We start from the raw sequence: 25,770 nt of genomic DNA, 5'->3' as shown, positions 1-25,770 counted from the left end.
GCGCATGTTGTGACACAACCCATGAAATATGAGCGGGCAATCGTCATTGGCGGAGGTATCACCGGGATGCTCGCTGCAAAAGTTTTATCAACGTCTTTTCATCAAGTATTGATGATTGAAAAGGATGAACTGCCGGACTCTCCTGAGAATCGTCTTGGCACTCCTCAAGCCTTTCATCCACATAGAATGCTGCCACTTGGCAAGCAAATCGTTGAACGTCTATTCCCTGGTTATACAAAAGAGTTACTGGCAATAGGCGGATTTAATACCATGCATCAAACCTCTCGATTTATCACAAAAGATGGCGAGTTAACGCTCACTGATACAGAAGAAACTGCCGTCACAAGACGCGCGATGCTAGAGTGGGTGCTGATAGAAAGAATTGTAAAAGAGGGCCGTGTGCAGTTTTTAGAAAAACATGAAGCCATCTCTCTTCAGTTTAAAGAGGGAACAAATCAGGTCATGGGGCTCATCGTGAAGAACCGGCAAGTAAAACCTGGAAGCATTCATGAAATGAAAGCAGACTTAGTGATCGATACGTCTGGAAGAATGTCTAAGTTGCCAAAATGGTTGAAAGACGCTGGATTAACCTTGCCACAGACTGATGAGTTAAGTGTGTTTCTAGGCTACAGCACAAGATATTATCACATACCATCAGGGGCCCCACCCCTGCAATCAATGGTCGTAGTTGGCCAGCCAGACAAGCAAATTCCAACAGGACTGTTTGAACGGGTAGATCATGATTTAGTGGCTGTTCTTCTTTCTGCAGCTGGCGGTTCACATTATCCAACAACGGATGCTGATCAATTTGATTCAGAAACCGCTGCACTGACCCACCCCGCGATAGCAGAAGCCATCACCCATTTAACGCCCTTTACAAAACCAAAAGGATTTAGAGTTCCTTCCTGCGTGAGACATCACTATGAACACATGCAGGATTGGCCAAGTGGATTATTGGTGATGGGCGATGCCTTGTGTACGTTAGATCCCATTCATGGACAGGGCATGACAAAGGCAGCCCTCGAAGCACAAACACTTGACCGTATGCTCAAACTAGCACAAAAAAATGAGCGGCTGTCTTTTGAAAAGGACACATTACAACAAATGCAGCAAGCGAGTGAACTTGGCTGGTGGCTTTGTGCGATTGCTGATATGGCGTGGGACGGTGTCGAGTTAAAAGGAGAAGCAACCATCCCCCACTTGACGTTCGTACAGGAATTTTTAAATCGCTACGTACAATTCGCCATTGTGACAAAACAGCCTGAATGTCTTGAGGCATATCACCGGATGCATTCTTTTTTATTAGAACCAAGAGAAATCATCAACTTAGAACAGCTGCACAACATGATTCAAGCTGACACCTCTGGAGAAACCGCTGAATGGTGGAAGCAATGGGATCAAAAGAACGATGAAGGCAACCTAGCTTTTTTCCATGAAGCGGTTCCTGACTTTCGTCTAGAGCACTTGCTGTCATTTGAATGAAATAAAAAAAGCCCCTCTCAAAGGGGCTTTTTCATTAACGTAATAATTGAAGTACGTTTTGTGGCTGCTGGTTTGCTTGCGCTAACATTGCTTGAGATGCTTGAGAAAGAATGTTGTTCTTTGTGAACTCACTCATTTCTTTTGCCATGTCAACGTCACGAATACGAGACTCAGCTGCTGTTAAGTTTTCAGCAGAAGCACCAAGGTTGTTGATTGTGTGCTCTAGACGGTTTTGGACTGCACCAAGAGCTGAACGCTGTTTAGATACAGCGCCGATTGCTGCGTCGATTTTTGCTACTTCGGTGTCAAAGTTAAAGCCTTCTTCATTAACTACAATATCTTTTACAGTTAAAGTTTCTGCATCCATTTTGCCAATCTGTACGTTGATATTTTGCTCAATGTTTGCGCCAATTTGAAATTGGAATCCTTCTTCAACGCTACCATCCAACAGATTCTTTCCGTTAAATGCTGTACGCTGAGAAATACCATCAATTTCATCAACCAAAGCAGTAAGTTCTTCTTGAATAGCTGTTAAATCTTCTGTTTGTTGAGTCCCAACGTTACCTGCTTGAACTGTTAATTCACGCATACGTTGAAGAATCGCATGTGTTTCAGTTAATGCACCTTCAGCTGTTTGAATAAGCGAAATGCCATCTTGTGCGTTTTTAGACGCCATTTCTAATCCACGGATTTGTCCACGCATTTTTTCAGAGATCGCAAGACCTGCTGCGTCATCTCCTGCACGGTTGATACGAAGTCCAGAAGAAAGCTTCTCCATGTTCTTTTGCCCTGCACCATTGTTGGCAGACAAACGGTTCAGTGTGTTAAGTGCTGCGATATTGTGGTTAATTCTCATGTTAAATGACCTCCATGTGTTTGAACCAATTGGACGTCCTTATCCAAAAGTTCTAAATTAGAATTTTTTTGTAAGCCTTACAATCCATTTATCGAACATTTATGGAATATGTTTAACAAAAAAGGAATAAATAAGGATAAAGTCTCATTCACTATGGTCGTTTCGCTAGAGTATTCCAAATTTAAAGGTCATTTTTCATGATTTATAACAGGGGTTTAAGAATCATAAGACTGGAGAAAACGCGAAGAAAAAAACATAAAAAAAAGCCCCATAAAGGGGCCTGTCATTAACGTAGTAATTGAAGTACGTTTTGTGGCTGTTGGTTCGCTTGTGCAAGCATTGCTTGAGACGCTTGAGAAAGAATGTTGTTCTTAGTGAACTCACTCATTTCTTTCGCCATGTCAACGTCACGGATACGAGACTCAGCAGCTGTTAAGTTTTCACCAGAAGCACCAAGGTTGTTGATTGTGTGCTCTAGACGGTTTTGGACTGCACCAAGTTTACCACGCTCAGTAGATACTTTATTGATTGCAGCATCTACTTTGTCTAATAAAGCATCTGTATTAGCAGCTGTAGCAGTTGTTACATCATAATCTGCTTTCAACATATCAAGACCAGCAGCAGCAGTACTCATGTTACCAATATTAACAGTTAATTGTTGAGTTTTGTTAGCACCAATTTGGAAAGTAAATCCATCTGTTGCTGTGCCATCAAGTAATTTTTTACCGTTGAATGCTGTACGATTAGAGATACCATCTACTTCATCTAAAAGGTTGTCGATCTCATCTTGGATCGCTTTAAGATCTGTAGTTGCATCTTGCGTACCAGTGTTACCCGCTTGAACAGTTAGTTCACGAACACGTTGAAGGATTGAGTGAGTTTCAGTCAATGCACCTTCAGCTGTTTGGATAAGAGAGATACCGTCTTGTGCGTTTTTAGATGCCATTTCTAATCCGCGGATTTGTCCACGCATTTTTTCAGAAATCGCAAGACCTGCTGCGTCATCTCCTGCACGGTTGATTTTAAGACCAGAAGAAAGTTTCTCCATGTTCTTTTGGCTTGAAGCGTTGTTTGCAGACAAACGGTTTAATGTGTTAAGTGCTGCGATATTGTGGTTAATTCTCATTTCCTATTACCTCCATGTATGTGGGACCTGACAGACGTCCTTGTCTGAAAAAAGTCCTTTATTCTAGGGCTTATCAACCCTGACAATTCTATTATCGGACGTGATTATAGGATGTTTAGCAGATTTTTAAAAAAATATCGCATTTTTATCATGATGTTAATCCTAACTTTGAGAATTCTATAAAAATAAAAGCTGCTGATCTCTTATCAGCAGCTTTACAATTTATGAATATCAGTATTGCTTGATATCAAACATTAAGATATTTTGGTACACAACGTAATCCTTCTTACTTGTGAAAGGACCTTTATTGTGTTCATCATTGATTTCATAGAAGTTCATGCCAATTCCAAAACTTCTCTCTTTATACCAGTTTAGAAAATCGTTGATTTCTTTCATTGAAAGCAAATAATCCTTTTGCAGCCCGTTTATCATGGTAATTGAAAGTATACCTTTTGCTGCTTCTTCACCAGGTTTTGTCCCGTCCTGATCTTTTGGTTCTTCAGTTGTACCATCACCAGGCTTTGTTCCGTCTTGATCTTTTGGTTCTTCGGTTGTGCCGTCACCTGGCTTCGTTCCGTCCTGATCTTTCGGTTCTTCGGTTGAACCATCACCAGGCTTTGTCCCGTCCTGATCTTTTGGTTCTTCGGTTGAACCATCATCCGGCTTTGTCCCGTCCTGATCTTTTGGTTCTTCGGTTGAACCATCACCAGGCTTTGTCCCGTCCTGATCTTTTGGTTCTTCCGTTGTGCCATCACCTGGCTTTGTTTCACCTTCAGCAATTTGCAAATCTTTTAATGAAATAGATATCACTGATTTGTAATCACTTTTAATCGATTTTGAATGAAAATATTCCTGAAAATTTCTTCCACCTATGATATATATCGTATCATCAAGTGTTACAGCACTTGACCCCACTCTAGCTTCAGGCAATTTGCTTATACTTTTTTTCACAGAATTAGACTTAACATCATAATATTGTGTATAAGGTGAGATTATGCTAGACTTGTCATCGTCATACTGACCGCCAGCCATAAACAATTTCCCCTGATATGTTGTAAATGCAGCCCCTAGTTGATAAAACTTTAATTGTGATTTTGTTTGCACCCATTTATTTGTTTCAATGCTATATTCATATACATGGGCGTTTTTGTGATTACTTACTGTTCTTTCCCCACCTGTAACATAAATTTTATTGTTAATAACTTCTGACATAGACATTCCCGTAAATTGCTGAGGAAACATTTTTAATTGTTCCCATTTATCCGTTTTTGTATCATAACTATAAAAATTATGTTCTTGATAAGGGCTTTTATTCGTTGCAAGAATATAAATCTTATCATTTAAAACACTCGCACTTATATCACCTTTTGTTACAGCTAAGTATGGAATATTAATTGGTGTTTCTGCCCATGTATCTAACTCTGCATCGTAAATATCAATCGTATTTGTACTATCTTGATATGCTCCTCCAATAACATATACTTTTTTACCTATCGCCACTGCCGTACTATCTGTTCTTTCTCTTGGCATATCAGCTTTTGAGCTCCACTCATTTTTGTGAGGATCATACATGTAGGTATTTTTATTACTATATGATTTTTCACTACTTCCCCCGAAAACAAAAATCTTCCCATCTACTACTGCGGAACTAGAATGAAGTCTCTCTTCCGGTAAGTCCGCCCGCTTCGTCCACCCATTTGTCTCAGCTGCATGAGCTTTTAACGGATGAATTGTGACCATCATAAAAATAGTCAAAAGCACTAAAAATAAACCTTTTTTCATCGTTTCTTTCCTCCATATCTTAAATATCCCTCCTTTTATCGACATATTTGTAATAAAATTTAATTTTTATCATTGTACACCAGAACAAATATCCTCAAATCGCACCTGTTATTTACCCTCACACATACATCACCGGCGTTGATATTTTAATAATCTTTCCGCCGCGACGATAAAATCTTGGGACGCGCCGGCTTAAGGTGGCGATGACTTCGTAGTTGATCGTATTGAGCATTTCGGCGATTTCATCGACAGAAATTTCTCCGCCCTTTTGACGACCATATATGACGACTTCTTCGCCTTGCTTTGCTTTCATTTCTCCTAAACTGATCATCGTCATATCCATGGTGACGCGGCCAGCAATCGGCATTCGTTTTCCACGGAAAAGCATAAATCCTCGATTGGATAATGCTCGTGAGTACCCATCTGCATAACCGATTGGTATGGTTGCTATAACTTCATCAGGTTTTGCTACATAGGTTGCCCCATAGCTGACGGTCCTTGGCTTTGTCACCATTTCCTTCACGAATGCAATCCTTGCTTTTAAACTGAGAGCGGGCTCTAGCTTAACAGCATCTAAACTCTCAATGTATTGCGAAGGATACAGTCCATAAAGTCCGATGCCTAGCCGTATCATATCTGCGCTAAATTCAGGAAATGCGATGGCAGCCGCTGTATTGTTCATATGTACAGTGGGCAAAGTAATGCCTTCTTTTTTTAAGAAACGAAGAAAATCAATAAAAATGCTGTGCTGCATTAGTGTGAAATCAGGGTCAGGCTCATCCGCAGTGGAGAAATGCGTAAATATTCCATCCCACCTCAGGTTTTCACTCTTTTCAAGCGCCTCCACCACCTCTAACAGCTCTTCCTTTGTCCGTACACCTAATCGTCCCATCCCTGTGTCAACATTGACATGAATCCCAAGGCGATGCTGACTTTCTTCTTCCGCTAAGATCTCATTTGCTTGAACAATCCAGTCTTCTCGAAGGCCGGAGAGATCAATTCTCCAGGCTGCAGCCCTTTTCACACAGTCGAGCGGGGTAAATCCAAGGACCAGAATCGGTGCTTCAATTTTTGCTCTCCGCAATACAATACCTTCTTCCAAGCTGGCAACCGCAAGCTCTGTCGCACCGCTTTCTAGTGCCTGCCGCGCTACTTCAACTGAGCCGTGTCCATAAGCATTTGCCTTTACGACAGCCATGATCTTGCTTTTCCTTGGAATATGCGCTTGAATGGCTTCGATATTTCTTTTAATCGCGTCAAGATTGACCTCGATCCAGACTTCCCTGCAAAGCTTTTGCATGTATGTTTCCTCCAGTCATTTCGATATCAATGATCGTTTTCGTGTCTAGTCTATCTTTATTCATTTTTGAGAAAAACATTCAACCGCAATGATTGAACCAGCTTTTGTCTTGATGGACATAAAAAAAGAAACCACCTCAAACTGTGATTTCTTCTTTATGAACAGTCATTTATTAAACCGCAGATTTCATCATTGAATCAATTTCATGATAAATCTCCTTCAGATTTTCTCGTTCAGTCAAATATTCGGCAGTGCTCTTACGAACAGGCACATCAAATGTCAGAAAGGTGAGCGTAATCGTTGATGATTCCTGATCATTCATAGTTAATCTCAATTCAAGTGTCGAGATCTCTTCATTATTATCACTCTCAACAGATTGTTCAATCGGTACACCATCTTCTAACATGTCAACTTGCTTCAACTCTTTCAAGGAAAGCTCAGTGACTTCAAACCTGAATTTTCGAGATGAGCGGCCAGGTTGATGTGTAATAAAGCGTATTACCTTTCGCTCATCATCAATCGCAAAGCCTTTATCAACATTTTGTGAAAAGATGTATGTGGAAGCCTGAAACCCGTCTTCTTGAAAAAGCATCATCATTTTATCTAATAATATATTTGGATCATTCTTTTCTTTTTGCCTTTGCAGCCTACCCGCTATCCATAAAATGACCATTGCACCGATGATGCTAAAAACCGTTCCCAGCCCATTACCTACATCTACGAAAATAGTAAAGCCTAAAATAGCAACAATAAAAGCGATTACAATGCCTATGATGAATATCACTCCATGCTCCTCCTGTCATGACCCTCATTGTTATATTGGTTTAATCAAGTATAGCATCTGGATTTTGATCGAAAAAAAAATCTATTATAGACTAAACAGACACTATATTCATTTCGCTTTTAAATAGAAAGGATTTTTATGATGAACCTCTACACGACAGACGAAATCATTGATGCTCTTTATAAAGCCTGGTCCTCTCAATCTAGTTCAAAATGGAGTGAAGACAACCCGGCCAATGGACAATGCGGCGTCACTTCTTTAGTCGTCCATGATCTTTTAGACGGAAAAATAAACAAAACCGCATTACCCAACGGATGGCACTTTTACAACGTAGTGAATGGAACAAGAATCGACTTTACTTCTTCACAATTCTCTGAGGAAATCGTTTATATGGATGTCCCTTCAAATCGAGAAGAAGCATTTCAAGATACGAATGAGGATCAATACCGATATTTAAAGGAACGAGTCCTAAAATATTTAAACATTTAATACTCATGAAAACAGACCATATGAGGTCTGTTTTCATTGCAGTTTGATCAAGTGTTTAAAAGATAGGCAGTAAGAATTCACACACCTTATCTTCGCCTTCTTCTCTATACCTTTCCATTATAGGGGCCTGACGCATGTTTAATCGATTGTTTTGGATCATTTGAGGCAATTGTCTCCAAAACAAATTCACTTTTTCGATTGTATGTGTCACCGTGAACACAGCATACTTTCCTCCTTCAAAATGACCAGTCTGAACCATTTGATCTTTTGAGAAATCTCTATTTGTCATAAGCATGAGATCGTATCTGCATTTTTCTGATGGAATTTTTCCAGGATCATCTTGAGGAACACCATATATACCATATTCCTTTAATTCATCATTTAAATGATGTTGCTTAATCCATTTTTTAAATCTCTTCATCATCTCAAAATTCTCTTTGCTGCCATATGATCCGATATTTCTCATATACACCATTTTCATATTCGTTAACATTTCAATTTTGTAATTCATGATTTCCCTCCAATTTTTATTGGAAGACTGGCCAATCATTCCTTACAAACAACGGTAACATCCTTTAAAATATAATGCAGTAGGATATTAAAAATAATGTAATGCATGATGGAAAATACATATGTAGGATTTGCGATCTAGATCGTACATGAAGTAATCTCATTTTCTCTTCATTAGATATCAAATTTTTTCAAATAAAAAAGTGCGGACTATAGCCGCTCAATTGTTATTGATTTTCCTTTGAAGACTTAACACCGAGAAAGACGCCAATCAAATAGATGATTGTTCCGAAAAACATACCATTTAACAAACTGATAAACAACATTTTACAAACCAGACCAACATAATAAGACGCTGGCGTCCCTGGAAACACAGCCATATTGAACAGGCTAATCATAAAGGTTAAAGCAAAAGATATAATGAAAATCCTTCGAAATAATGTTGATTTTAACATTGTCACTTTACTTCCTCCTCAATATCTTTTCTATGGAAAAAATATTCTTTATTCATAGCATATATTCAGTCTTAAAATAACCAACAATACTGATGACACTGATCATCACAAATACTATTGATAACGTTTTAAATTTCATACTGACAGTCCCCCCGCTTCACTTGAGTTTGGAAATAAAGAATCTTTTCATAGAAATGCATCGCATTGTCTTTATCTCCCATTTCATTATAATATTTTGCAGCATCTTTTGCTAAATCTTCAAGATCAGGATACATTGACTTTATTTCTAGCGATTCCATTATTTTTTCCAACTGCTCAAAATTGTTGTCAACATATAGTGATCTTAAAAATTTGAATATCAATAACAGCACATGGTCTTTCAGCTTTTCAGATAGTTCTATGCCGTTATTTAAAGCATACTTACCTAAATCCTTTTCTTTCTTTTTGAAATAGGCTTTGGACAACATAATGAGCGGGTCTAAGATTCTATTTAAATGTTCGTATCCCTGCTCTCTAAATGCTCGAATTGAGTCATTAAAATGTATAATTGCTTGGGCTATTTCATTATGATGAAAATAACTCAACCCTAAATTATAGAGTGCTGATCCTTTTAATCGTTTTGTTGAGTTGTCGGCGGCTTTTTCTAGTGCGTGTTGAAAATGGGGTATTGCTTTTTCGGGGCAGCCCATATCTATATAGTTTAATCCGATCACAAAAGAACATTGTATTTCTCTTACTGTGTATGTCTCTTTTTCTCGATAGCATTCTATCGCCTGAGCGATATGGTGCATGGACATGTGGGTTTGTTTCATGTGGTAATAGATTTCAGCCATCTTGTAATTGAACTCGGCCCGTTCGATATCGTCACTGACAAGAGACAGCTTTTTTTCTGCCCGTTTATAGAAGGTAATCGCATTTAGGTATTCATAGTTTTCAAATTCATACATGCCGAAGAAAAAATCGAAATAATACTCGAGCAATCCTGTTAATTTCTCTTGGTCTCTTTTGATCTTCATTGCGAGTTCCTTGAAGTTGGCCCGCTCTTTCCCATTTTCTAAAGGATTGAAGTAATCAAGCATTAATTTATGTCTGAACTCCATGAGTGAGAAATACAATAATAAATCTTGATTTTCTTCCATATGATCAAGCATTGATTTGATTTCCTCTTTATATGCTTCGGCGTCCGGTACGTTAAATCTTTGAATATGATAATACCATTCATTGATTTTCAAACCGACGTGAGAAGAAAGCACTTTCTCCATCAGCCCTTACCTCTTCCTCTATTTTCCCTATAATGACATATATTATCATTTTATGTACCAATCGACACCGAAAAGAAACCGCAAAAAGGCCCAATAAAGGGCCGTGAAATTGATAAAATAAAATGACTTCTATTCATAAATAAGCACCCAGTATTCCGCCCCAGGTTCTCCTTCTCCCACAACAGCCTTCCACCCTTTTTTTTGATAAAAAGATAAAGCTTTGTGATTGTCGGAGACACATTTGAGGGTGACCGGTGTTCCTAAAACTTTTATCGCTTGTTTGAGCAGCAGATCGCCAGCCCCTTGACCAGCAGCTTCTGGATGTACAAACAAAAGGTGAATAAAACGATCTGGTACATATAGAGAAATGAATCCAAGGATTTTATTGTTCTCCTCAGCTAAGAAAATTTGCTCTTCCTGCGTATCTTGATCAAAATCTTGCAGATGGAGTTCTTCTGGATTGAGCCAGTGAAAGCTCTGGCGCCGGGATTCTAAATAGATTTGTCTTAATTGTGGATAATCGATCGTTTTTGCTTCTCGAATGAGCAATAGAATTCCCCCGTTTATATTGAAATGTGAAGCTGCATCATTTAACTCGACACTTCTTCTTTTCTACCAAGTTTCATTGATAACTGAACGCCAATCATTAACGAGACGATGACAAGCATTGCCACAATGGAAGCATAAAAATGTCCGCTTAAATCGAAAACCAAGCCAATGAAAAACGGACCGAATCCACCCACGATGTACCCGCCCATCTGCGACATCGCAGACCAGGTTCCGGCTTCCTCCGGAGTACTCGTCTCCATAATCGGGAGCATAAGCGCTAAAGGAAATAACCCCCCGGCACCCATACCTAGGAAAATGACGGCTGGCAAGATCGGCATTGGCAGAAGAAGAAAGATAAGGCCAATGAGTTCAGACAGACTGCATAAGATGAGAAATAATTTCGGTTTTCCTAACCGAGTAACGACCGCTGGAACGAGTAGTGCCACCGGAATCTGAATGAGTGTAAATATGGTCAAGAGCATGGCAGCATATTGCGGACTGTTTCCAAAACTAAGAGCAATCGGTGAAATCCATGCCGTCAAAGAATAAAACATACTGGACATAAAGCCAAAGAACAAGGTGAATTGAATGGCCTTTTTGTTTCGTAGCGGCAATTTTAACGGCAACGTTACAAGATCACTCTGCTCATTTTTGCGAGCTAAACCTATCCATAGAATAAGGGCGATCACCCCTAGAATAGCCCAGCAGGACAATGCAAATGGAAGATGATGCTGACTGCGTAGATAAATCGGAATCGTGAAACCGGAAGCGAGCGCTGCACCTATTGTCATCGAAATTGAATACACACTGACAATACCAGGATTTCTCGGGAAATATTTTTTAATAAAACTAGACAATAAAGGACCTGCGAAGCTAATCCCTACCCCTCCAGCAAACGCAGTCATGAGCAGGATAGCAACCGATTGGCTAGTACCACGCAGTGCAGTGGCAATCGTGATAAGAAGAATCGAGAAAAACAGCGTTCTCTCTAAACCAAAACGCCGGCTGAGTATCGTTGCAACGGGAGCAAATATTCCCATACAAAGGACAGGCAAAGTGGTCAAAAGGCTTGCTGTCAGTGCGTTTACTCCAAGCTCTGATTGGATCATGCTCATCATGGAAGCCACGGAAGTAATGATCGGACGTAAGTTTAAAGCGGCTAAAAATAAAGCGGCTAAATAATATATTTTTTTCATCAATACCCTTCTTTCTCTCTCATCTTGTTAAGGTTACTTTGAGTATAAATCTGCCGCATTCATTGATCAATACAATAAATCGTATTATGATGATAGGAAAAGACTATCATTTATGAAAGGTGGACATATGGATACCCGGCATATTACCTATTTTATGGCTGTATTCAACCATTTGCATTTTACAAAAGCCGCTGAGCAGCTAGGTATATCACAGCCTACACTTAGCCAGCAAATTCGACTGCTTGAAGCAGAAGTTGGGATGCCGCTCTTTGATCGAATCGGCAAAAAGGTCGTTGCTACCGAAGCTGGTTCGCTGCTTTATCAATATGGCGTGAAAATGCTTCAAGCTGAAAGAGATGCAAAAAATGCGATGAAAGAACTATTATCGGAAAAACGAGGAACCGTTCGTCTCGCAGTACTCCCTTCAGATCTTGATTTTCAGCTGGTGCCACTATTTGTAGAATTTAAAACTCTTTATCCAGAAACCAATCTAAAGGCATATTCAAATATCTTCGTTCGTGAAGAAGTCCTTTCGCATAAAGTGGATCTCGGCATCGGACTGCGAGGGCCTGCGGATAAGCGTCTCGTTCAAATTCCACTTGGAAGTGAGCCTTACGAATTATTTGTTCATTCAGAAAGTGATTTGGCCCAAAAGAGCGAAGTGTCATTAAAAGAGCTGACTCACCGTGCGTTGGTCATGTATCCGAAGGGATATCTAGGAAGGGATTTAGTAGATGACGTATGTAAAGAACAGGGTGTTGAACTGGACACTGCCATGGAGGTTGGGTCCGCGTTTTCGCTATTGCAGCTGGTTGAAGCCGGCATCGGTGCAACCATTCAGCCAAGAGGATTACTAAAGCAACATTCGATATGGCCTAATATTGTTTCGATTCCTATTGCTGATCCAGCACCTGTCCGGCACTTGGAATTAATTTATTATGCAGATCGATTTGTCAGCAAAGCACAACAGCAGCTATCTGAATGGCTGATAGACTTTTTCAAATCAAGAACTAACTAAAAAGTGAGGTTAACACATGAAGAATGCAAACAGCATATTTACAAGAACAAACCGGGTTGTTATTCGTCAATTTGATAGACAGGATATTGAAGCATTTTATCAATATCGAGCAAATCCTTCTATTGCAAAATTTCAATCTTGGGAAAACTACACGTACGAAGATGCTGAATCATTTGTTCAACATCAAATGACACAAAAACCTAATCAACCGGGGACGTGGTTTCAATACGCTATTGCCTTATCTGAGTCCAATCAGCTGATAGGAGATTGCGCCATCCATACACTTGACAGTGAACCTAGAATCGTTGAAATAGGTTTTACCCTCGCGCCTGAATACCAAGGAATGGGCTATATTCACGAAGCTCTCAGTTCAATCTTCCAATATATTTTTATGACATTGAACAAACATAAAATCATCGCCTTTACAGATATGCGCAACGAAAAATCCATTCGAGTGCTGGAACGTTTAGAAATGAGACGCGAAGGACATTTGCTGCAAAATTATATGTCGAAGGGACATTGGGTCGATGAATATCAATATGCCATTCTTCAATCTGAGTGGGCCGCTAAGCGTCATTAAACATTTATTTCCTATTCAAAATTCCTAAATAAGCGCTCCATGGACCCACATCGGTTCGATATCGTTTCGCCATGACCCGAACAATCTGGGACATATGTGTGAAGTCATGGACAACCCACGCAGAAAGTAATTCGCTCACTTGCACGACCCCAAACTCCGGATGGACGCCCTTTTTCTCTAAATCAAGGCCTGAATGTGTCATGCGCTGAATGTATGCCACATTCTCCATCCGCACATGATGAAACTCAGATAGTGCTTGTTCTATCTGTCTTTCAGATTGATTCAAATGAGAGTAGCGGTCAAACGCAGGAAATGGTGTATTCTCTCCATCAGCAAGAATCACATTTAATCGAGGAATCCAATTGAATTTCTCTGCTTCAATCAAATGTTCAATGACTTCAACTGGATTCCATGTTCCCTCTCCTTCACGGCTGTGAAGCCAATCATTCGATAAACCGGACAAAAGACTTTCTAACATGTGAGGAGTTCGACTCAACATATCCAAAGCTTCATTCAAATTGAAATTCATATGGCTGCTCCTTTATCAATTTTCTTTATTCTAATGTTTTTTGAATAGGATGCAACTCATACTTTAAGACAGATAAATGCGCTTTTCATCAACCTTCTATATACAAATAGAACTTTTCTATAACGATTACCATGCTTTCTTTTTTTATAATAGAAAAAAATGAAATGTGGTGATATCTATGTCTATAACGATTGGTATTATGGGCGGGATGGGTCCTTTAGCAACGATTGATCTGATGAAAAAAATCATTTCACATACACCAACTATTAAAGATCAGGATCATTTACATGTGATTGCTGATAATTTCCCTAAAATTCCTGATAGAACCACTGCAATTTTTGGGAAAGGCGACGATCCTACAGAATATATGATTGAATCAGTAAAGAGATTAGAACGTGCCGGAGCGGACTTTATTCTTATTGCATGCAATACCGCACACTTCTTTTTAGAAAACGTACGACATTCCACTCATATCCCTATTATGAACATGCCATTAGAAACCGCAAATTACCTAAACAAACATCACTATACATCTGTGGGCTTACTATGTACTGATGGAACATTAAAAACCCAGCTCTATCAAAAGGCTTGTGCTCATCACAAGATTGACGTCATGACTCCTAGTGAAAATCTTCAGAAAAACGTGATGAATGGGATATATGCAGTGAAAGCAGGAAAATTAAGTAAAGGCGGAAGTGAATTGGCGTTAGCTGCAGAAATTTTAATCAATCAAGGAGCAGAAGCCATCATTGCCGGCTGTACAGAAATCCCCTTAGTCCTAAGGTCAACTAAAGATGTGAAAGTGATTGACCCTACTGTCATTTTGGCGAAAGAGGCTGTAAAATTAGTGTATGAGCTTGAAAAACTAAACATTTAAAGAACGTCATATAAGGGGATAACATGAATATTGAGAATATAGAAGCGTTTATTTATGTATGCCAGCTAGGCAGTATCAATAAAGCTGCGGAAGCACTGTATTTAACCCAGCCTTCTGTTTCGGCACGTATTCAATCATTAGAAAAGGAATTAGACCTGAAATTATTTGATAGACAGAGAAATAAACTATCTCTGACGGAAAAAGGTGAACAGTTTTACCCGCATGCCAAAAAGATTCTCCATTCTTATCAAGAAGCAAAGCATAGTCTCAAACAAACGATGATTCCTTATGAATTGACGATTGGATGCGCATCCTCCATTTCCAATAATCTATTGCCTAACATATTGCCCGCCCTAAAAGAAAAATACGAAAACCTGAAAGTGAAAATCGTAACAGGACATTCAAAGGATGTTGTCCAAAAAGTGATTAACAACCAAGTAGACTTTGGGATTGTGAGGACTGAAACACATCCTCAAATTGAATCGATCCCAATTTTCAGCGATCCAATCGGGCTGTTCGTCCCAACTCATCACCCGCTTGCCAGCCTTGACAACATCAATATGAAAGAGCTAGAAGAACAGCCTTTTATTTTCTTTGACTATGGATCATTTGATTGGTTGATGCTCCATCGATTATTTCAAAAAAACAACATCACACCGAACATTTCCATTGAGGTTGATCATATGGAAACTGCAAAAAATTTAGTGCTGCAAGGAATGGGACTATCATTTCTACCTCATCATTGTGTTAGAAATGAGGTAGAACAAGGAACATTAAAACAAATTTCAATAGACCCATCCATTGATTTCAACATCAATATCGAGTTCATTTATAAAAAAGGAAAATCCAAATCCGTTTTCATTGATCAACTCAAACAGTTTTTTCATGAATTAGATTAAAAAAAAGCCCTTTTCAGGGCTTTTTTTGGATTCGTTCTGATTGATTAGCTTTCGTTTGCCAACATGTATGCTGCAGTTTCATGTATATCTTTTAATCCTGATCTCTGTGCGTACTCGGCCACAGTAATCGCACTTGTCGTCAGAAGTTCTATTATATGTTCATCCATTCCTGGCCAAGTTCTCCCGCCTGCTTTTTCATACGCATGGATAAGTTTTGTTAACCCTTCTTTCCCAAAGAGAAGTTGATGCGACAAAAAGTCTGCAGATACATCACCAACCCCCACTTCAGACCAATCAATCACACCCGTCACACATTGATTTTCATCAATCAGAATGTGGCCGGGATGCAAATCTCCATGCTTCACTCCCACGAAAGGCGGCCATAAAGAATCTTTAGCTAGCCATTCTTGCCAGCGCTCCCATAACCCGCTGTTAATGGTGTATTGCGATTTGACACGTTCCATTCGCTGTTTCATTGATCCTCTTAATTCATGAGCACTGAGCATCTCCACACCGATCGTTTTAAATGGCTGTTGATCTAAGGAATGTACATTCGCTAGAACTCTTCCTAATGATTCATAATAAGCTTGCGGTACATTCGTTTGATCAAAACTCCACACATATGATTGCTTCTCCACATCAATACTAGCCGCCGGTACCCCCTCTAATTGTTTATAAGCAATCAGACTTTCTGTAAAGATAGACCACTGAGGGACCTGAAAGTGAACCTGCTTACTCATATGATCTAATGTCTTTTTTTCTTGTAAAGTATGTTTCATTGATTCAGGTCTGCGAGGCATTCTTAATATCCATTGATCACCATGTAAATCTTCGACATGTGCGACACGGAAATCCACACCTGATTCATTTATTTTGATGGTATTCTCTAAAATTTCTAATCCGTGATGTTTGGCTAATTGCTTTAATTCTAGTCTATTCATATTCTTTTCCTCCAATTGCTCATTTATTCATGATCAACAGGCGTTAAGAAAATCATCAAAAAAACCACAAATAGGCTGCTATCTGTGGCTAGAGTAAACACGGCTAGACTCATATCTCTCTTTTTATCAATAAAAAATTACAAAAAAAGACAGAAATGATATCTGTCTGTCTTCAAGTAAAGTTACATACTTGACCGCTGAAAATGATTAAAAATGTGCAGACTACCCCGTTTACTCTGTTTGATGAAAACAGAGCCTTTGAACATATGAAATTATTGATTGTTCAAAGTTTTCTGGCGTAATCTTCCTGCATGCATCATTTTTAACCATCCTCCTCTTCATAATATAAAACTACTATACTTCATTTAAATATGACTTTCAATAAGATTACAAAAAGAAGCCCTTTTCAGGGGCTTTTCTTCTTTCACTATCGTTTTTTCACAGGATGAATGTCCTCTCCCAAAAAAGCGGTATCAGGCTCACCACTATTTTCTAGAAACTCCGCTATTTCTTTCAGCTCTTGATTGATAAGGTCATTTCTTTGCATATCCGGGTTTAACAGAAGGATGGAGTGAATCGTTGTCGCTGCTTCATACAAAATATGTTGATCTTTTATCTGTTTGATGCATTTTTTCATACGATCGAAAAACCATTCAATCTCTTCAATTTCTTCCATCGGATAATGTGCCATTTTAAAGAGATTCTGCTGACAAAGGTCTTGTCTCTCAAAAATTTGTTCAAGCTCTTCTTTACTGATATACAAATCCGAGCATTCCTCATCAATTTCTACTACCTCGATCATGGCGTCTTCAGCTGTATATAACTGCTCAATAAAATCATCAAAAGTATCTGCCAGCTTAAAATCCACTCCCATCTCTAAATCAAAATAGTAGCGGGTGTTCTTTCGTTTGTCGATAATCCATTGCGATCCATGTATCTTCCTCTCCGCTGATGATCACAAGTCCCTCCGGCAGCTCCAATTCATCACTTAACTGGGAACTATTCATGATGCCATCATCTTTGGCGATTCCTCTTAGATGATCAAATTGAACATGACCCTCAGCCCATGAATTCGGTTGTTCCGTTGGAAAAGCATTACGAACTGTAAAGCCACCATTCCATTCTAAGATGAGCTTTTTTTATGTATCAGGTAAAGCGACACCAAGTCTCACCTCTGCTTCACGAATTTGTTCCTCATCTATCTTTTCTAACGTGAAAGGACTCTCTTCTTCTTTCTCCCAGAAAGGTTTCAAAGTGGGGACCTCCTAGTTTCTAATGAGATCAGTATATCATTGACCAACTACTCATTTACCATTTTAAAACCTCAAATTACAAACTCGTTCAATTCCTTCATCCAATAAAGAATTTATCAGTAGATATAAAAAAGATCTGGCTGGAGTGCCAGCCAGGTACCAGGCACTTAAAATGCTCAATGCCAGCATCCGCATGTTATTCCTTCTGGACAAAATATTCACGTTCGTTTTGTTTATCTATATCATACGATGATCCGCATAGAAAAAAGATCCCCTTTTTCTTGATTTGATGACCAATTGACACAAAAAACCTTGAAAGGCATTGGCCGATCAAGGATCATTTTGTTACTTCATTTTCACTGCTTCTTTCATTTCCTCTACTATTTTATTAAACCACTGTATAGGATTTAATGAGATCGCCGGAAAATAGATTTCTGCATTATTTTCGATAAAGCTTTCTTTTTCTTCTATTGTTAAAGTACCATTCAAAAAATCCTGACAATCCTTTATAGTAGACAGCAGACATTCTTTAGTAGCTTCATGAATAAACTCCTCTAACGCTTCTTCTGGTGAATCGATATCCTGATGAAATGTCCCACCTAAAAAATCTTCTAACTCCTCTAAATAACTGTAACTCTCATTCATTTTATCATCCTTCTTTCTATTTAACAGGGTATCCTGTTAAAATAAAACCGCCATTCTCATCTTTTTTCAGTATAATTTTTGCATTTGTAACATTCTCAACTACTTCTGAATTTCTCGAAACACTTCTTCCAATTACCTCCCCATCACCCTTATATTTTAATGGTAATGTAGGTCTACTGTTGGGGTCGGATAACCACTTTTGTATTTTATCAACACTCTTCGGATCACCCAAAACTGAATCAGCAACTCTTTCTGCAGTCATTCTATCGTTAAAAGTAGAAGAACCCGTGATTTTAGGATTACTTTTCAGCCTTTCTAATAGTTCTTCATCTGTTTTCCCAACATGTCTCTCTATTAAGTGCCCACCTCTGGATTCATGTGTAGCTAACCCATTACCTGGAGATAAAGGATTTTTCTCACCTTTCTTGATTCCCATCTTACCATGAAACCCTTTTGCACCAAACGGTAAAAGCATCCCCAGCGCCGCATTCATACTCGCTTCCTGCTGTTCTTTCGAGATCTTGTTTCCAAACATGTCTCGGCCTGTGATCGCTTCGCTGAAGCCGTTGGTGGCGGTGAGGCCATATAAACCTTTTTGGGTTGCCTTTAGGGCGTCAAAGGATTTTTGTGATGTCTTGTAGATATCGACTGCCCTGACTGCAGCTGATGTGGCTTGGGTGGTTTTATAGACAGCTTTTCCGCCTTTGAAAATGCGGCCTGCCCAGCCGACGATTGGGATGTAGCCTGCGGCTGCCATGCCGCCTGCCGCGACTCGCTGGCCTGTGGTGAGTTCCTCGCCTGTGATTGGATCAACGCCTGTTGCGGCACGTTTTGCATCGTTCACACCTGTCAATTCATTGACGATATTTCCGCCATAATCAAGTGCTTTTTCATACCAAGGACGGTTGGCGAGCGCTTCTTGTTCCTTTGCGATCTCTCGGGCTTCTTCTTGTTCTTTTTTGATTTTCAGATATTCAGCAGTTTGCTTCTCAATATCGCTCTTTGCCTTGTAGATGTCGCTATTTTGATACGCTTTCTTGTCAAAATTCATAGGCGAAATCGCTTTTCCGTCATTTGTCGCATTCATCATTTCAGCATACAATGCCATTGTAGCTTGTTGCTCCGTCTCTGACAAAGCATATTCATCTTTTAAATTTTGATCAAGCTCTCTTAGTTCTTTGACCGTCTTTTTTCGTTCATCTTCCGCATCTTCTATTTTTTCATCAAAGGTTTGGCTATCAAATACTTCTAGGGAAATGAGGTCATCAATGTCTTGAAAAATCGTTTTGAGTGCCTTTTTTTGATCCTTCACAATGCTTTTAGCATTCTTGATGCCCATATGTACTGCGTTGTCTAAAAAGTGTTCTTCTACAAAGGTATCGCCGCCAAAGCTCGTATCATCCAGTGTCCCAGAAACACCTTCATGAAAGGCTTTTTGTTTATCAATGAAGCTGATAAACATGTCTACATTTCCAGCGAGCTCTTTATAGAAACTTTTAATGTTATCGGCACCTTTCCCAGTGAAATCATCACCGAGATTGGTCACACCTTGTAATGACTTTTTTAAATCTACCATTTGTTCGCGGAGTTCCTGATAGTGTTTTGCCCTTGTGTCCATGGCACTGGTTAGTGCTTTTGCATCAAGTATCTTGCCCAGCAGAATTCACTCCTTCCTATTCATTGACAAGGTCAATTTTACCAACACAGGGTTTGTCATGAAATAGGATTAAAGACACAAAAACAAGACCTAGAGTACTTTCTAGTGTTTATGGTTACTTGTTTTTTAATAAGTGATAACTATCTCTTCCTAAAAACACTCAAAACAATTTTAGTAGATAAAAGTTTGTCGACAATAAAAAGAAACAGAACATTCGTTGACAGAAAAACAAAAAAAACCTGCTACGCAAGAGTTTCAAAGATGATTCCAACCAGCGACCTCTACCCTATCAAGGTGAATGACCTCATCCGAAGCAAACGGACGTTTTCTGAAAAAGACTGATTTAATAAGGTTCTATAATGTGCAAGTGCATTTCTGATAAAAAACTGAAAGGGTTCGTCCCCAATCTGTCCCCATTTAAAAAAAACAGACCCTCAAGGTCTGTTTAGTTTTGCCTATGAGTTTTCAAATGTTGAATTTGGATCGATCATCGTCGTGTTTCGATCGGTTTTTTGAGGAAATACAGTGGTATTTCGATCAGTTGATTCTTGTGAGTAATTAAAAGAACCTAGGCAAGCAGCACCTACCAATAAAGTGGCGCTAATCAATATCTTCATTTTAATATTCATATAAACACTCCCCTTTTTGGATTTCGGTTTGAGCTTCTATGGCAGTTCTATAATAATCTGCTACCCTCTCCGAATCATTCCTTTTTTCATAAAGATTTGCAAGGCTTAAAGCAAACTCTTCAATATAAGGATACAACTTCTTTTCCTCTAACCCTTTAAACATTTTTCGTATATTTTCAATACCTTCATCTACATAAATTGTCTTTAATGAATTGAGCAATGTTTTATAAAACAGATTGTTTTCTGCTGTTGCACTTTTTATTCCTTTAGCGATATATTCAAGTGCTTCTTTTGTTTTATCACTTTTAAACAAAGTCCAACTTAAACTAAAAAATAATCTTGGTTTAATATCTTCATTGTTTTCAGTCATCTTATCCAACCCTTTTTTATAGAAGGAAGCAGCTTTAATATAATCCTGTTGCCTGTCATACGTATTTCCAAGATTCAAATAAGTTTTAGCGATTAATCTTTGATCATTTATTTCTTCAGCAAGATCTAGTGCTTTATGTAAGTGGGGGAGCGACTTCTCATATCGTTTAAAATCATCATAATTTCCTGCGATCACAAATAGACTTTGAATTTTTCTCACCTTATAAAGATCATAACGATCATAAATCTCTAGGGCTTTTATAATATGGTGCATAGAAACATGGGTTTGTTTCATAATGTAATATGCTTCAGCAACTTTAAAATGGAATTCTGCTTGTTCAATTTCATCTACAACAAGCGCCAGCTGCCTCTCAGCAATCTTATAATATTGAATGGCTTGTACATACTCTTTCTTACTGAATTCATGCATACCTCTAAAAAAGGCATTATAGTATTGCAACATTCCAGACAGTTGATGGTTAGAATTCTCTATTTTATCGACTAGCGCGGAAATTGATTGATCGAATGAAGGTTTTATATAATCGAGCATAAGCTGATGTCGAAAACACATCAATTGATAGTAAATGAGCAGGTCTTGATCCTCTTCCATTCGCTCAATTTCTCGTTCTACCTCAGCTTTCAAAATCTCTGCATCGGGTACACTGAATTGCCGAATCATTTTATACCATTCATTTATTTTCACACCAACATGTGAAGAAAGAACTTTCTCCATTCCTTATTCCCCTTCCACTAATTTCCCTTATATTACATTTATTATCACATGTTTAAGTTTACAAGGCACCGAAAAGAAACCGCAAAAAGAACAGTTGAGTAACAGATTTTACGCATTTTCTTCACATAACAAAAAAGCAGACTCCATCAAGTCTGCCTTTCCTAAAAATCAAATGACTACACCTTTTGAAAATTAAGTATACAATGAATCGCTTAACCACTCTTCACAATGTTCTATAAGCAACCTCAAATATTCCACATATTGACCGACGTGATAGCCATCACAAACAGCATGATGTACTTGAATCGCAACGGGTAGGATGATTTTTTCTCCTTTCATCTTAAATTGACCTAACGTAAATATCGGCAGTAAATAAGTTTCATCTGTAGATACATTAAGGTTAAAAGAAGTAAAATCAATCCACGGCAGACTTGAAATATTGAACATGTTTTCTGGCATATGAGGTTTCGGAAATAGGTTGCTGCTTTTGCTAAATGTTTCAATGTCCGCTACACAGCTTTTATAAAACCGAGCAAAGTTTTCGTCATAAGGTGTCCAAATACTTGAAAATGTCTTTGTTTCTTTATTTAGAATCGTATAACTAGGATGGAGAAGATCCCAGTGACCAAGTTCATCGTTCACTAGATCCATCCGAAACTCCGGTATTTTTTGCACAGCCCTTGCTAACAAATAAATTTGCACAGGATATACTTTTAGCTTTTTTTCTTTTAATATTGAATGCAATGTCGTGATGTCTAGATCGATCACCAGACTATATGAGCATCGGGTTAACTTCATATAATGATGAAAGTGCTCTTTTCTCGGATAATTTTCATCTATTTGTTTAAACATTTTTTATCTCCTCCTGAATGTGATTTACTGTATTCAGGAGGAAACTTTATCTGTTTTCACCACCACAATCATCCTTTCAAGAGATATGTGTTTCTGTCCATTCAAAGTCTACCATGAGTTTCACCTACGATAAAGCCTTCAGCAACTCTTCGTAAGTCATCTTGCCTAACGTGAACTGTTCTAGTGCTATATATGTTTTCTCCGCTGAGGTATTCATTCTATTATGACATTCATTCACTAACTCATGTTCATTTGTTATTGGCTCATGTATATGTTCTTTTTTTCGAAATGCTTCATAATATCTTATACCAAAAATTCTCTGGGACATCGCATTGATGTGAATTCCGTCTGGGTTAGGTATAAGACCTTTCGCAGTAACATAATAACAATTTTCATGATGATGTGCATATTTTTGAAGTTCCTCATTCATCAGTGAAAATTCCACACATCCTGCGCCAAATGCCACTTTTCCCAAGAAATCACCCAAACCTCCTATTACAAGCGGAATGTTAGGTACGGATAATTCAGTTCTTAGTTCATGAAATAATCTTAGTATTTTTTCATAGTATTCTTTGTATTTCCCATCTTGGCTGTCACTTTCTCCTTGATGCCATAATATCCCTGCCAATTCGCTACTTTCCTTTGCAAATTTAGCTTCACTTATTGCATGACGAAATAATGCTTCATCCGGCGACCACTCATCAATGGAACTGCCACCCTCTGCACAAGGAATAAGGCCAATCTTCTCTCCTTCATGATCCTTACACCAAGCCGCCGCAAAGGAAGCCCCCAGTCCTACGCCAGCTACCGGCCTATCAAAATGAATGGGTTCAGTCATCATTTGCCATCTACCATTTCGCAGCATCATGATCCTTTCATTATAAATCGGAGGAACTTCATGTTTGAAGCCGCGCCCCGCCATATTTGATTGTCCAATTAGTAAAAATGACTTCATATCTTTCTCCCCCTCGCTAATTATTTTATCAAATGTGTATTCACCTGAACGTTGAAGAAATATTTTGTATTATTTTTTACATGTTTATTATTGTTAACAGCTTGTAGCAGTGCAGCATCTACTAAAAAACAGCTCACCACAGACAACGTGATTGAAGCTTTCAAAAGTGCTGGGCTTGAAGCAGAAAAACCAACTGATCTTGAACGAAAAGAGTTTGGAAATATAAGAAAGGAAAAAGGATTCTCATTCCTTCTTTAGGTGAAAACGCTGGTGGAAGGATTTTCAAATTCGGAAATGAGAATGACCTTAACCAGGCCAAATCATATTATGATGAGTTAGGAAATGCTGGATCTATGTTCTTCTCTCACACATATTCAAAAGGGAACTTCCTGCTTCAAATGAACGGAGAAATGAAGGATTCTGAGTTTGAAAAATATAAGAAAGTGATGGATGAGGAAATAAAATAGTTTCATATTTTTTACTGATTGCTTCTTTAATCTTTAACAAAGAAGAATTCTTTACGATGGTCTCTAATTCAGCTGGATCGAACCGTCACCTCTACCCTGTCAAGGTGAATGACCTCATCCGAAGCAAACAGACATTCCCATGAAAAAGACTGATTTAATAAGGTTCTATGATGAGCCTTTCTGATAAAAAATGTGCATTTCTGAAGAAAACTGAAAGGGTTCGTCCCCAATCCGTCCCCATAAAAAAACAGACCCTTAAAGGTCTGTTTTAATTTAATTCATATCTAATGAGAAGCCTTCATCTGCACATAACTTTGTATTTCAGTTTTTCCACATATGCTTTAATAGTGCTGTCCATCCTCTGCCCTTTTATTGGTTACACGTTGAGCAATTCTGTTTAAATTATATGATAAAAAACCAGATAAAGATTCTACGCTTTCCCTTGTATAGAGAATTGGTCAAATTCATACGATAACATATTTAATCAGTGTGTGCGATAGCCTTGACTTCAATCAATTGCTCTGGGAAAGCCAGATATGTCACACCAATGAGACTGCCAGCTGGTCTGTGTTGACCTAAGTATTCCTTGAATAGATCTATGACCGTTTCGGAGTGTTCTTGTGGATTTGTTAGAAAAATTTCAACATATGCAATGTTGGATTTCGTAGCTCCCAATTCCACCAATACCCGATCAAGGTTCTCAAATGTTTGCAGAGTCTGAGCTTCAATATTCTCCTTACCAACGAACATACCATTTTTATCGTATGAAAATTGACCTGAAATGTAGATTGTTCCTTTAACGCTATATCCTTGGGTAATACCGTGATCCCATAGATTGTGATTGTAGGTTTTAATATTAGTCATTGTTTTCTCTCCTTTATTTCAAAGTAAAGTAAGTATAAAATGAATATAAATAAAAAAATAGTACGCACTATTTAGATAGCTACTATCAGAAAGGATAGTGTCAATATGAGTATGGCCGATTATAGAAAAACGGGTAATATCCAAGAGACACCTTTTGGATATACTTTATCAGTTATAGGAGGCAAATGGAAAATGCTAATTCTGTATCTCCTTTCGGAAAATCAACCCGTTCGCTTTAATGATATGAAAAGGAGACTTGGAACGATTACCTTTAAAACATTGAGTGCACAACTTAAAGATTTAGAGGCAGATGGGATGATTATACGAAAGGAATATCCACAAGTCCCCCCTAAAGTGGAATACAGTCTTACAGATAAGGCAGAAACACTTTTACCAATTTTAGAACAGTTATGTGATTGGGGAGAGAAAAATCGAAGTAATTAAATTCTTTTTGTATACATAATTCAAAGTATTGACTATGAAGATACAAAAGAAAAGCAGCTTTTGATAAAGCAATGGAGCGTATAGGGAACTTCTAATCTTAATGAAAAAGATAGTAATGATTAGGCCCCATCCGTCCCCATAAAAACAGACCTTGCAGGGTCTGTTTTTATTTTGTCTATACGTTTTGAAGTTGTGTTTTGATCAATTGAAACAGCAATGAAAATAGCAGATAATATTCAAATAAAAAAAGCCCCCAAAAAGGGCTTT

At 38.4% G+C, this 25,770-nt stretch carries 24 protein-coding genes and 2 pseudogenes; 8 read left to right on the top strand and 18 right to left on the bottom strand.

Annotation, left to right across the window (positions count from 1 at the left end; translation table 11 throughout):
- Nucleotides 1–9: 9 nt before the first annotated feature.
- Nucleotides 10–1,482: an FAD-dependent monooxygenase gene (locus MHB41_RS06010; protein ID WP_340898903.1), complete on the top strand. Its 1,473-nt coding sequence runs from the start codon at nt 10–12 to the stop codon at nt 1,480–1,482.
- 34 nt (nt 1,483–1,516) lie between these two features.
- Here MHB41_RS06010 and hag (MHB41_RS06005) read toward each other — a convergent pair whose 3' ends face one another.
- The 5 genes from hag (MHB41_RS06005) to MHB41_RS05985 form a co-directional block, all read right to left on the bottom strand.
- Nucleotides 1,517–2,338, bottom strand: a complete 822-nt coding sequence (gene hag / locus MHB41_RS06005) for a flagellin Hag (RefSeq protein ID WP_025093449.1) — start codon at nt 2,336–2,338, stop codon at nt 1,517–1,519.
- Between the two features lie 286 nt (nt 2,339–2,624).
- Nucleotides 2,625–3,464, bottom strand: a complete 840-nt coding sequence (hag, locus tag MHB41_RS06000) for a flagellin Hag (RefSeq protein ID WP_025093448.1) — start codon at nt 3,462–3,464, stop codon at nt 2,625–2,627.
- Between the two features lie 231 nt (nt 3,465–3,695).
- A complete protein-coding gene (locus MHB41_RS05995; protein ID WP_061109717.1) occupies nt 3,696–5,246 on the bottom strand; it encodes a kelch repeat-containing protein in 1,551 nt (516 codons plus the stop codon).
- Nucleotides 5,247–5,364: 118 nt separating this feature from the next.
- Nucleotides 5,365–6,546 (bottom strand): alanine racemase, encoded by a 1,182-nt coding sequence (alr, locus tag MHB41_RS05990; RefSeq protein ID WP_046310657.1) that lies wholly within the window; start codon nt 6,544–6,546, stop codon nt 5,365–5,367.
- Between the two features lie 172 nt (nt 6,547–6,718).
- A complete protein-coding gene (locus tag MHB41_RS05985) occupies nt 6,719–7,330 on the bottom strand; it encodes a GlsB/YeaQ/YmgE family stress response membrane protein (RefSeq protein WP_024426765.1) in 612 nt (203 codons plus the stop codon).
- 141 nt (nt 7,331–7,471) lie between these two features.
- Here MHB41_RS05985 and MHB41_RS05980 point away from each other — a divergent pair, with 141 nt between their 5' ends.
- Nucleotides 7,472–7,819 carry a hypothetical protein gene (locus MHB41_RS05980; protein WP_217008545.1) on the top strand — a complete coding sequence of 116 codons (348 nt, stop codon included), beginning with the start codon at nt 7,472–7,474 and terminating at the stop codon, nt 7,817–7,819.
- Between the two features lie 55 nt (nt 7,820–7,874).
- On the opposite strand, the gene MHB41_RS05975 is transcribed toward MHB41_RS05980, so the two are convergent.
- The 4 genes from MHB41_RS05975 to MHB41_RS05960 all read right to left on the bottom strand — a co-directional run bounded on the left by MHB41_RS05975 (nt 7,875) and on the right by MHB41_RS05960 (nt 11,791).
- The gene (locus MHB41_RS05975) at nt 7,875–8,330 is read right to left on the bottom strand and encodes a GyrI-like domain-containing protein (RefSeq protein ID WP_061109715.1); all 456 of its coding nucleotides are present in this window, start codon (nt 8,328–8,330) and stop codon (nt 7,875–7,877) included.
- Nucleotides 8,331–8,912: 582 nt separating this feature from the next.
- A complete protein-coding gene (locus MHB41_RS05970; protein ID WP_061109713.1) occupies nt 8,913–10,046 on the bottom strand; it encodes a Rap family tetratricopeptide repeat protein in 1,134 nt (377 codons plus the stop codon).
- Between the two features lie 129 nt (nt 10,047–10,175).
- Nucleotides 10,176–10,595 carry a GNAT family N-acetyltransferase gene (locus MHB41_RS05965; protein WP_061109712.1) on the bottom strand — a complete coding sequence of 140 codons (420 nt, stop codon included), beginning with the start codon at nt 10,593–10,595 and terminating at the stop codon, nt 10,176–10,178.
- Nucleotides 10,596–10,636: 41 nt separating this feature from the next.
- A complete protein-coding gene (locus tag MHB41_RS05960) occupies nt 10,637–11,791 on the bottom strand; it encodes an MFS transporter (RefSeq protein ID WP_046310631.1) in 1,155 nt (384 codons plus the stop codon).
- Nucleotides 11,792–11,903: 112 nt separating this feature from the next.
- Between MHB41_RS05960 and MHB41_RS05955 the strand changes: the two genes are divergently transcribed.
- On the top strand, nt 11,904–12,809 hold the full coding sequence (locus MHB41_RS05955; protein WP_340898910.1) for a LysR family transcriptional regulator: 906 nt from the start codon (nt 11,904–11,906) through the stop codon (nt 12,807–12,809).
- 16 nt (nt 12,810–12,825) lie between these two features.
- Entirely contained in the window at nt 12,826–13,389 is a 564-nt protein-coding gene (locus MHB41_RS05950; protein ID WP_340898912.1) for a GNAT family protein, read from the top strand.
- 4 nt (nt 13,390–13,393) lie between these two features.
- Here MHB41_RS05950 and MHB41_RS05945 read toward each other — a convergent pair whose 3' ends face one another.
- Nucleotides 13,394–13,918, bottom strand: a complete 525-nt coding sequence (locus MHB41_RS05945) for a DinB family protein (protein WP_340898916.1) — start codon at nt 13,916–13,918, stop codon at nt 13,394–13,396.
- A gap of 178 nt (nt 13,919–14,096) precedes the next feature.
- Here MHB41_RS05945 and MHB41_RS05940 point away from each other — a divergent pair, with 178 nt between their 5' ends.
- Both MHB41_RS05940 and MHB41_RS05935 read left to right on the top strand, forming a co-directional pair.
- Nucleotides 14,097–14,795, top strand: a complete 699-nt coding sequence (locus tag MHB41_RS05940; protein WP_340898920.1) for an amino acid racemase — start codon at nt 14,097–14,099, stop codon at nt 14,793–14,795.
- 23 nt (nt 14,796–14,818) lie between these two features.
- Nucleotides 14,819–15,694 (top strand): LysR family transcriptional regulator, encoded by an 876-nt coding sequence (locus tag MHB41_RS05935; RefSeq protein ID WP_120207257.1) that lies wholly within the window; start codon nt 14,819–14,821, stop codon nt 15,692–15,694.
- Between the two features lie 44 nt (nt 15,695–15,738).
- On the opposite strand, the gene MHB41_RS05930 is transcribed toward MHB41_RS05935, so the two are convergent.
- From MHB41_RS05930 to MHB41_RS05900, 7 genes and pseudogenes are all read right to left on the bottom strand, one after another.
- The gene (locus MHB41_RS05930; protein ID WP_340898925.1) at nt 15,739–16,635 is read right to left on the bottom strand and encodes a macrolide 2'-phosphotransferase; all 897 of its coding nucleotides are present in this window, start codon (nt 16,633–16,635) and stop codon (nt 15,739–15,741) included.
- Between the two features lie 427 nt (nt 16,636–17,062).
- Nucleotides 17,063–17,888: pseudogene (locus MHB41_RS05925) on the bottom strand (SMI1/KNR4 family protein).
- Between the two features lie 345 nt (nt 17,889–18,233).
- Nucleotides 18,234–18,533 (bottom strand): contact-dependent growth inhibition system immunity protein, encoded by a 300-nt coding sequence (locus tag MHB41_RS05920; protein ID WP_034284276.1) that lies wholly within the window; start codon nt 18,531–18,533, stop codon nt 18,234–18,236.
- 16 nt (nt 18,534–18,549) lie between these two features.
- Nucleotides 18,550–20,193, bottom strand: a complete 1,644-nt coding sequence (locus MHB41_RS05915) for a T7SS effector LXG polymorphic toxin (protein WP_340900246.1) — start codon at nt 20,191–20,193, stop codon at nt 18,550–18,552.
- A 615-nt stretch (nt 20,194–20,808) separates the two neighbouring features.
- On the bottom strand, nt 20,809–21,921 hold the full coding sequence (locus MHB41_RS05910; RefSeq protein ID WP_070325721.1) for a Rap family tetratricopeptide repeat protein: 1,113 nt from the start codon (nt 21,919–21,921) through the stop codon (nt 20,809–20,811).
- 192 nt (nt 21,922–22,113) lie between these two features.
- A complete protein-coding gene (gene catA, locus MHB41_RS05905; protein WP_034282005.1) occupies nt 22,114–22,773 on the bottom strand; it encodes a type A chloramphenicol O-acetyltransferase in 660 nt (219 codons plus the stop codon).
- 124 nt (nt 22,774–22,897) lie between these two features.
- Nucleotides 22,898–23,728, bottom strand: a complete 831-nt coding sequence (locus MHB41_RS05900; protein WP_061109702.1) for a sialate O-acetylesterase — start codon at nt 23,726–23,728, stop codon at nt 22,898–22,900.
- 90 nt (nt 23,729–23,818) lie between these two features.
- On the opposite strand from MHB41_RS05900, the pseudogene MHB41_RS05895 reads away from it, so the two are divergent.
- Nucleotides 23,819–24,195: pseudogene (locus MHB41_RS05895) on the top strand (stress protein).
- A gap of 480 nt (nt 24,196–24,675) precedes the next feature.
- Here the strand turns inward: MHB41_RS05895 and MHB41_RS05890 are convergent.
- Nucleotides 24,676–25,059: a RidA family protein gene (locus MHB41_RS05890; protein WP_061109701.1), complete on the bottom strand. Its 384-nt coding sequence runs from the start codon at nt 25,057–25,059 to the stop codon at nt 24,676–24,678.
- Between the two features lie 105 nt (nt 25,060–25,164).
- Here MHB41_RS05890 and MHB41_RS05885 point away from each other — a divergent pair, with 105 nt between their 5' ends.
- On the top strand, nt 25,165–25,503 hold the full coding sequence (locus tag MHB41_RS05885) for a helix-turn-helix domain-containing protein (protein WP_024424994.1): 339 nt from the start codon (nt 25,165–25,167) through the stop codon (nt 25,501–25,503).
- Nucleotides 25,504–25,770 lie beyond the last annotated feature (267 nt).

Source organism: Bacillus sp. FSL H7-0578, assembly GCF_038630855.1.
GTDB lineage: Bacteria > Bacillota > Bacilli > Bacillales > Bacillaceae > Bacillus > Bacillus safensis.
The sequence above is the reverse complement of the archived record's forward strand: the minus strand, read 5'-3'. Positions and strand labels throughout refer to the sequence as shown.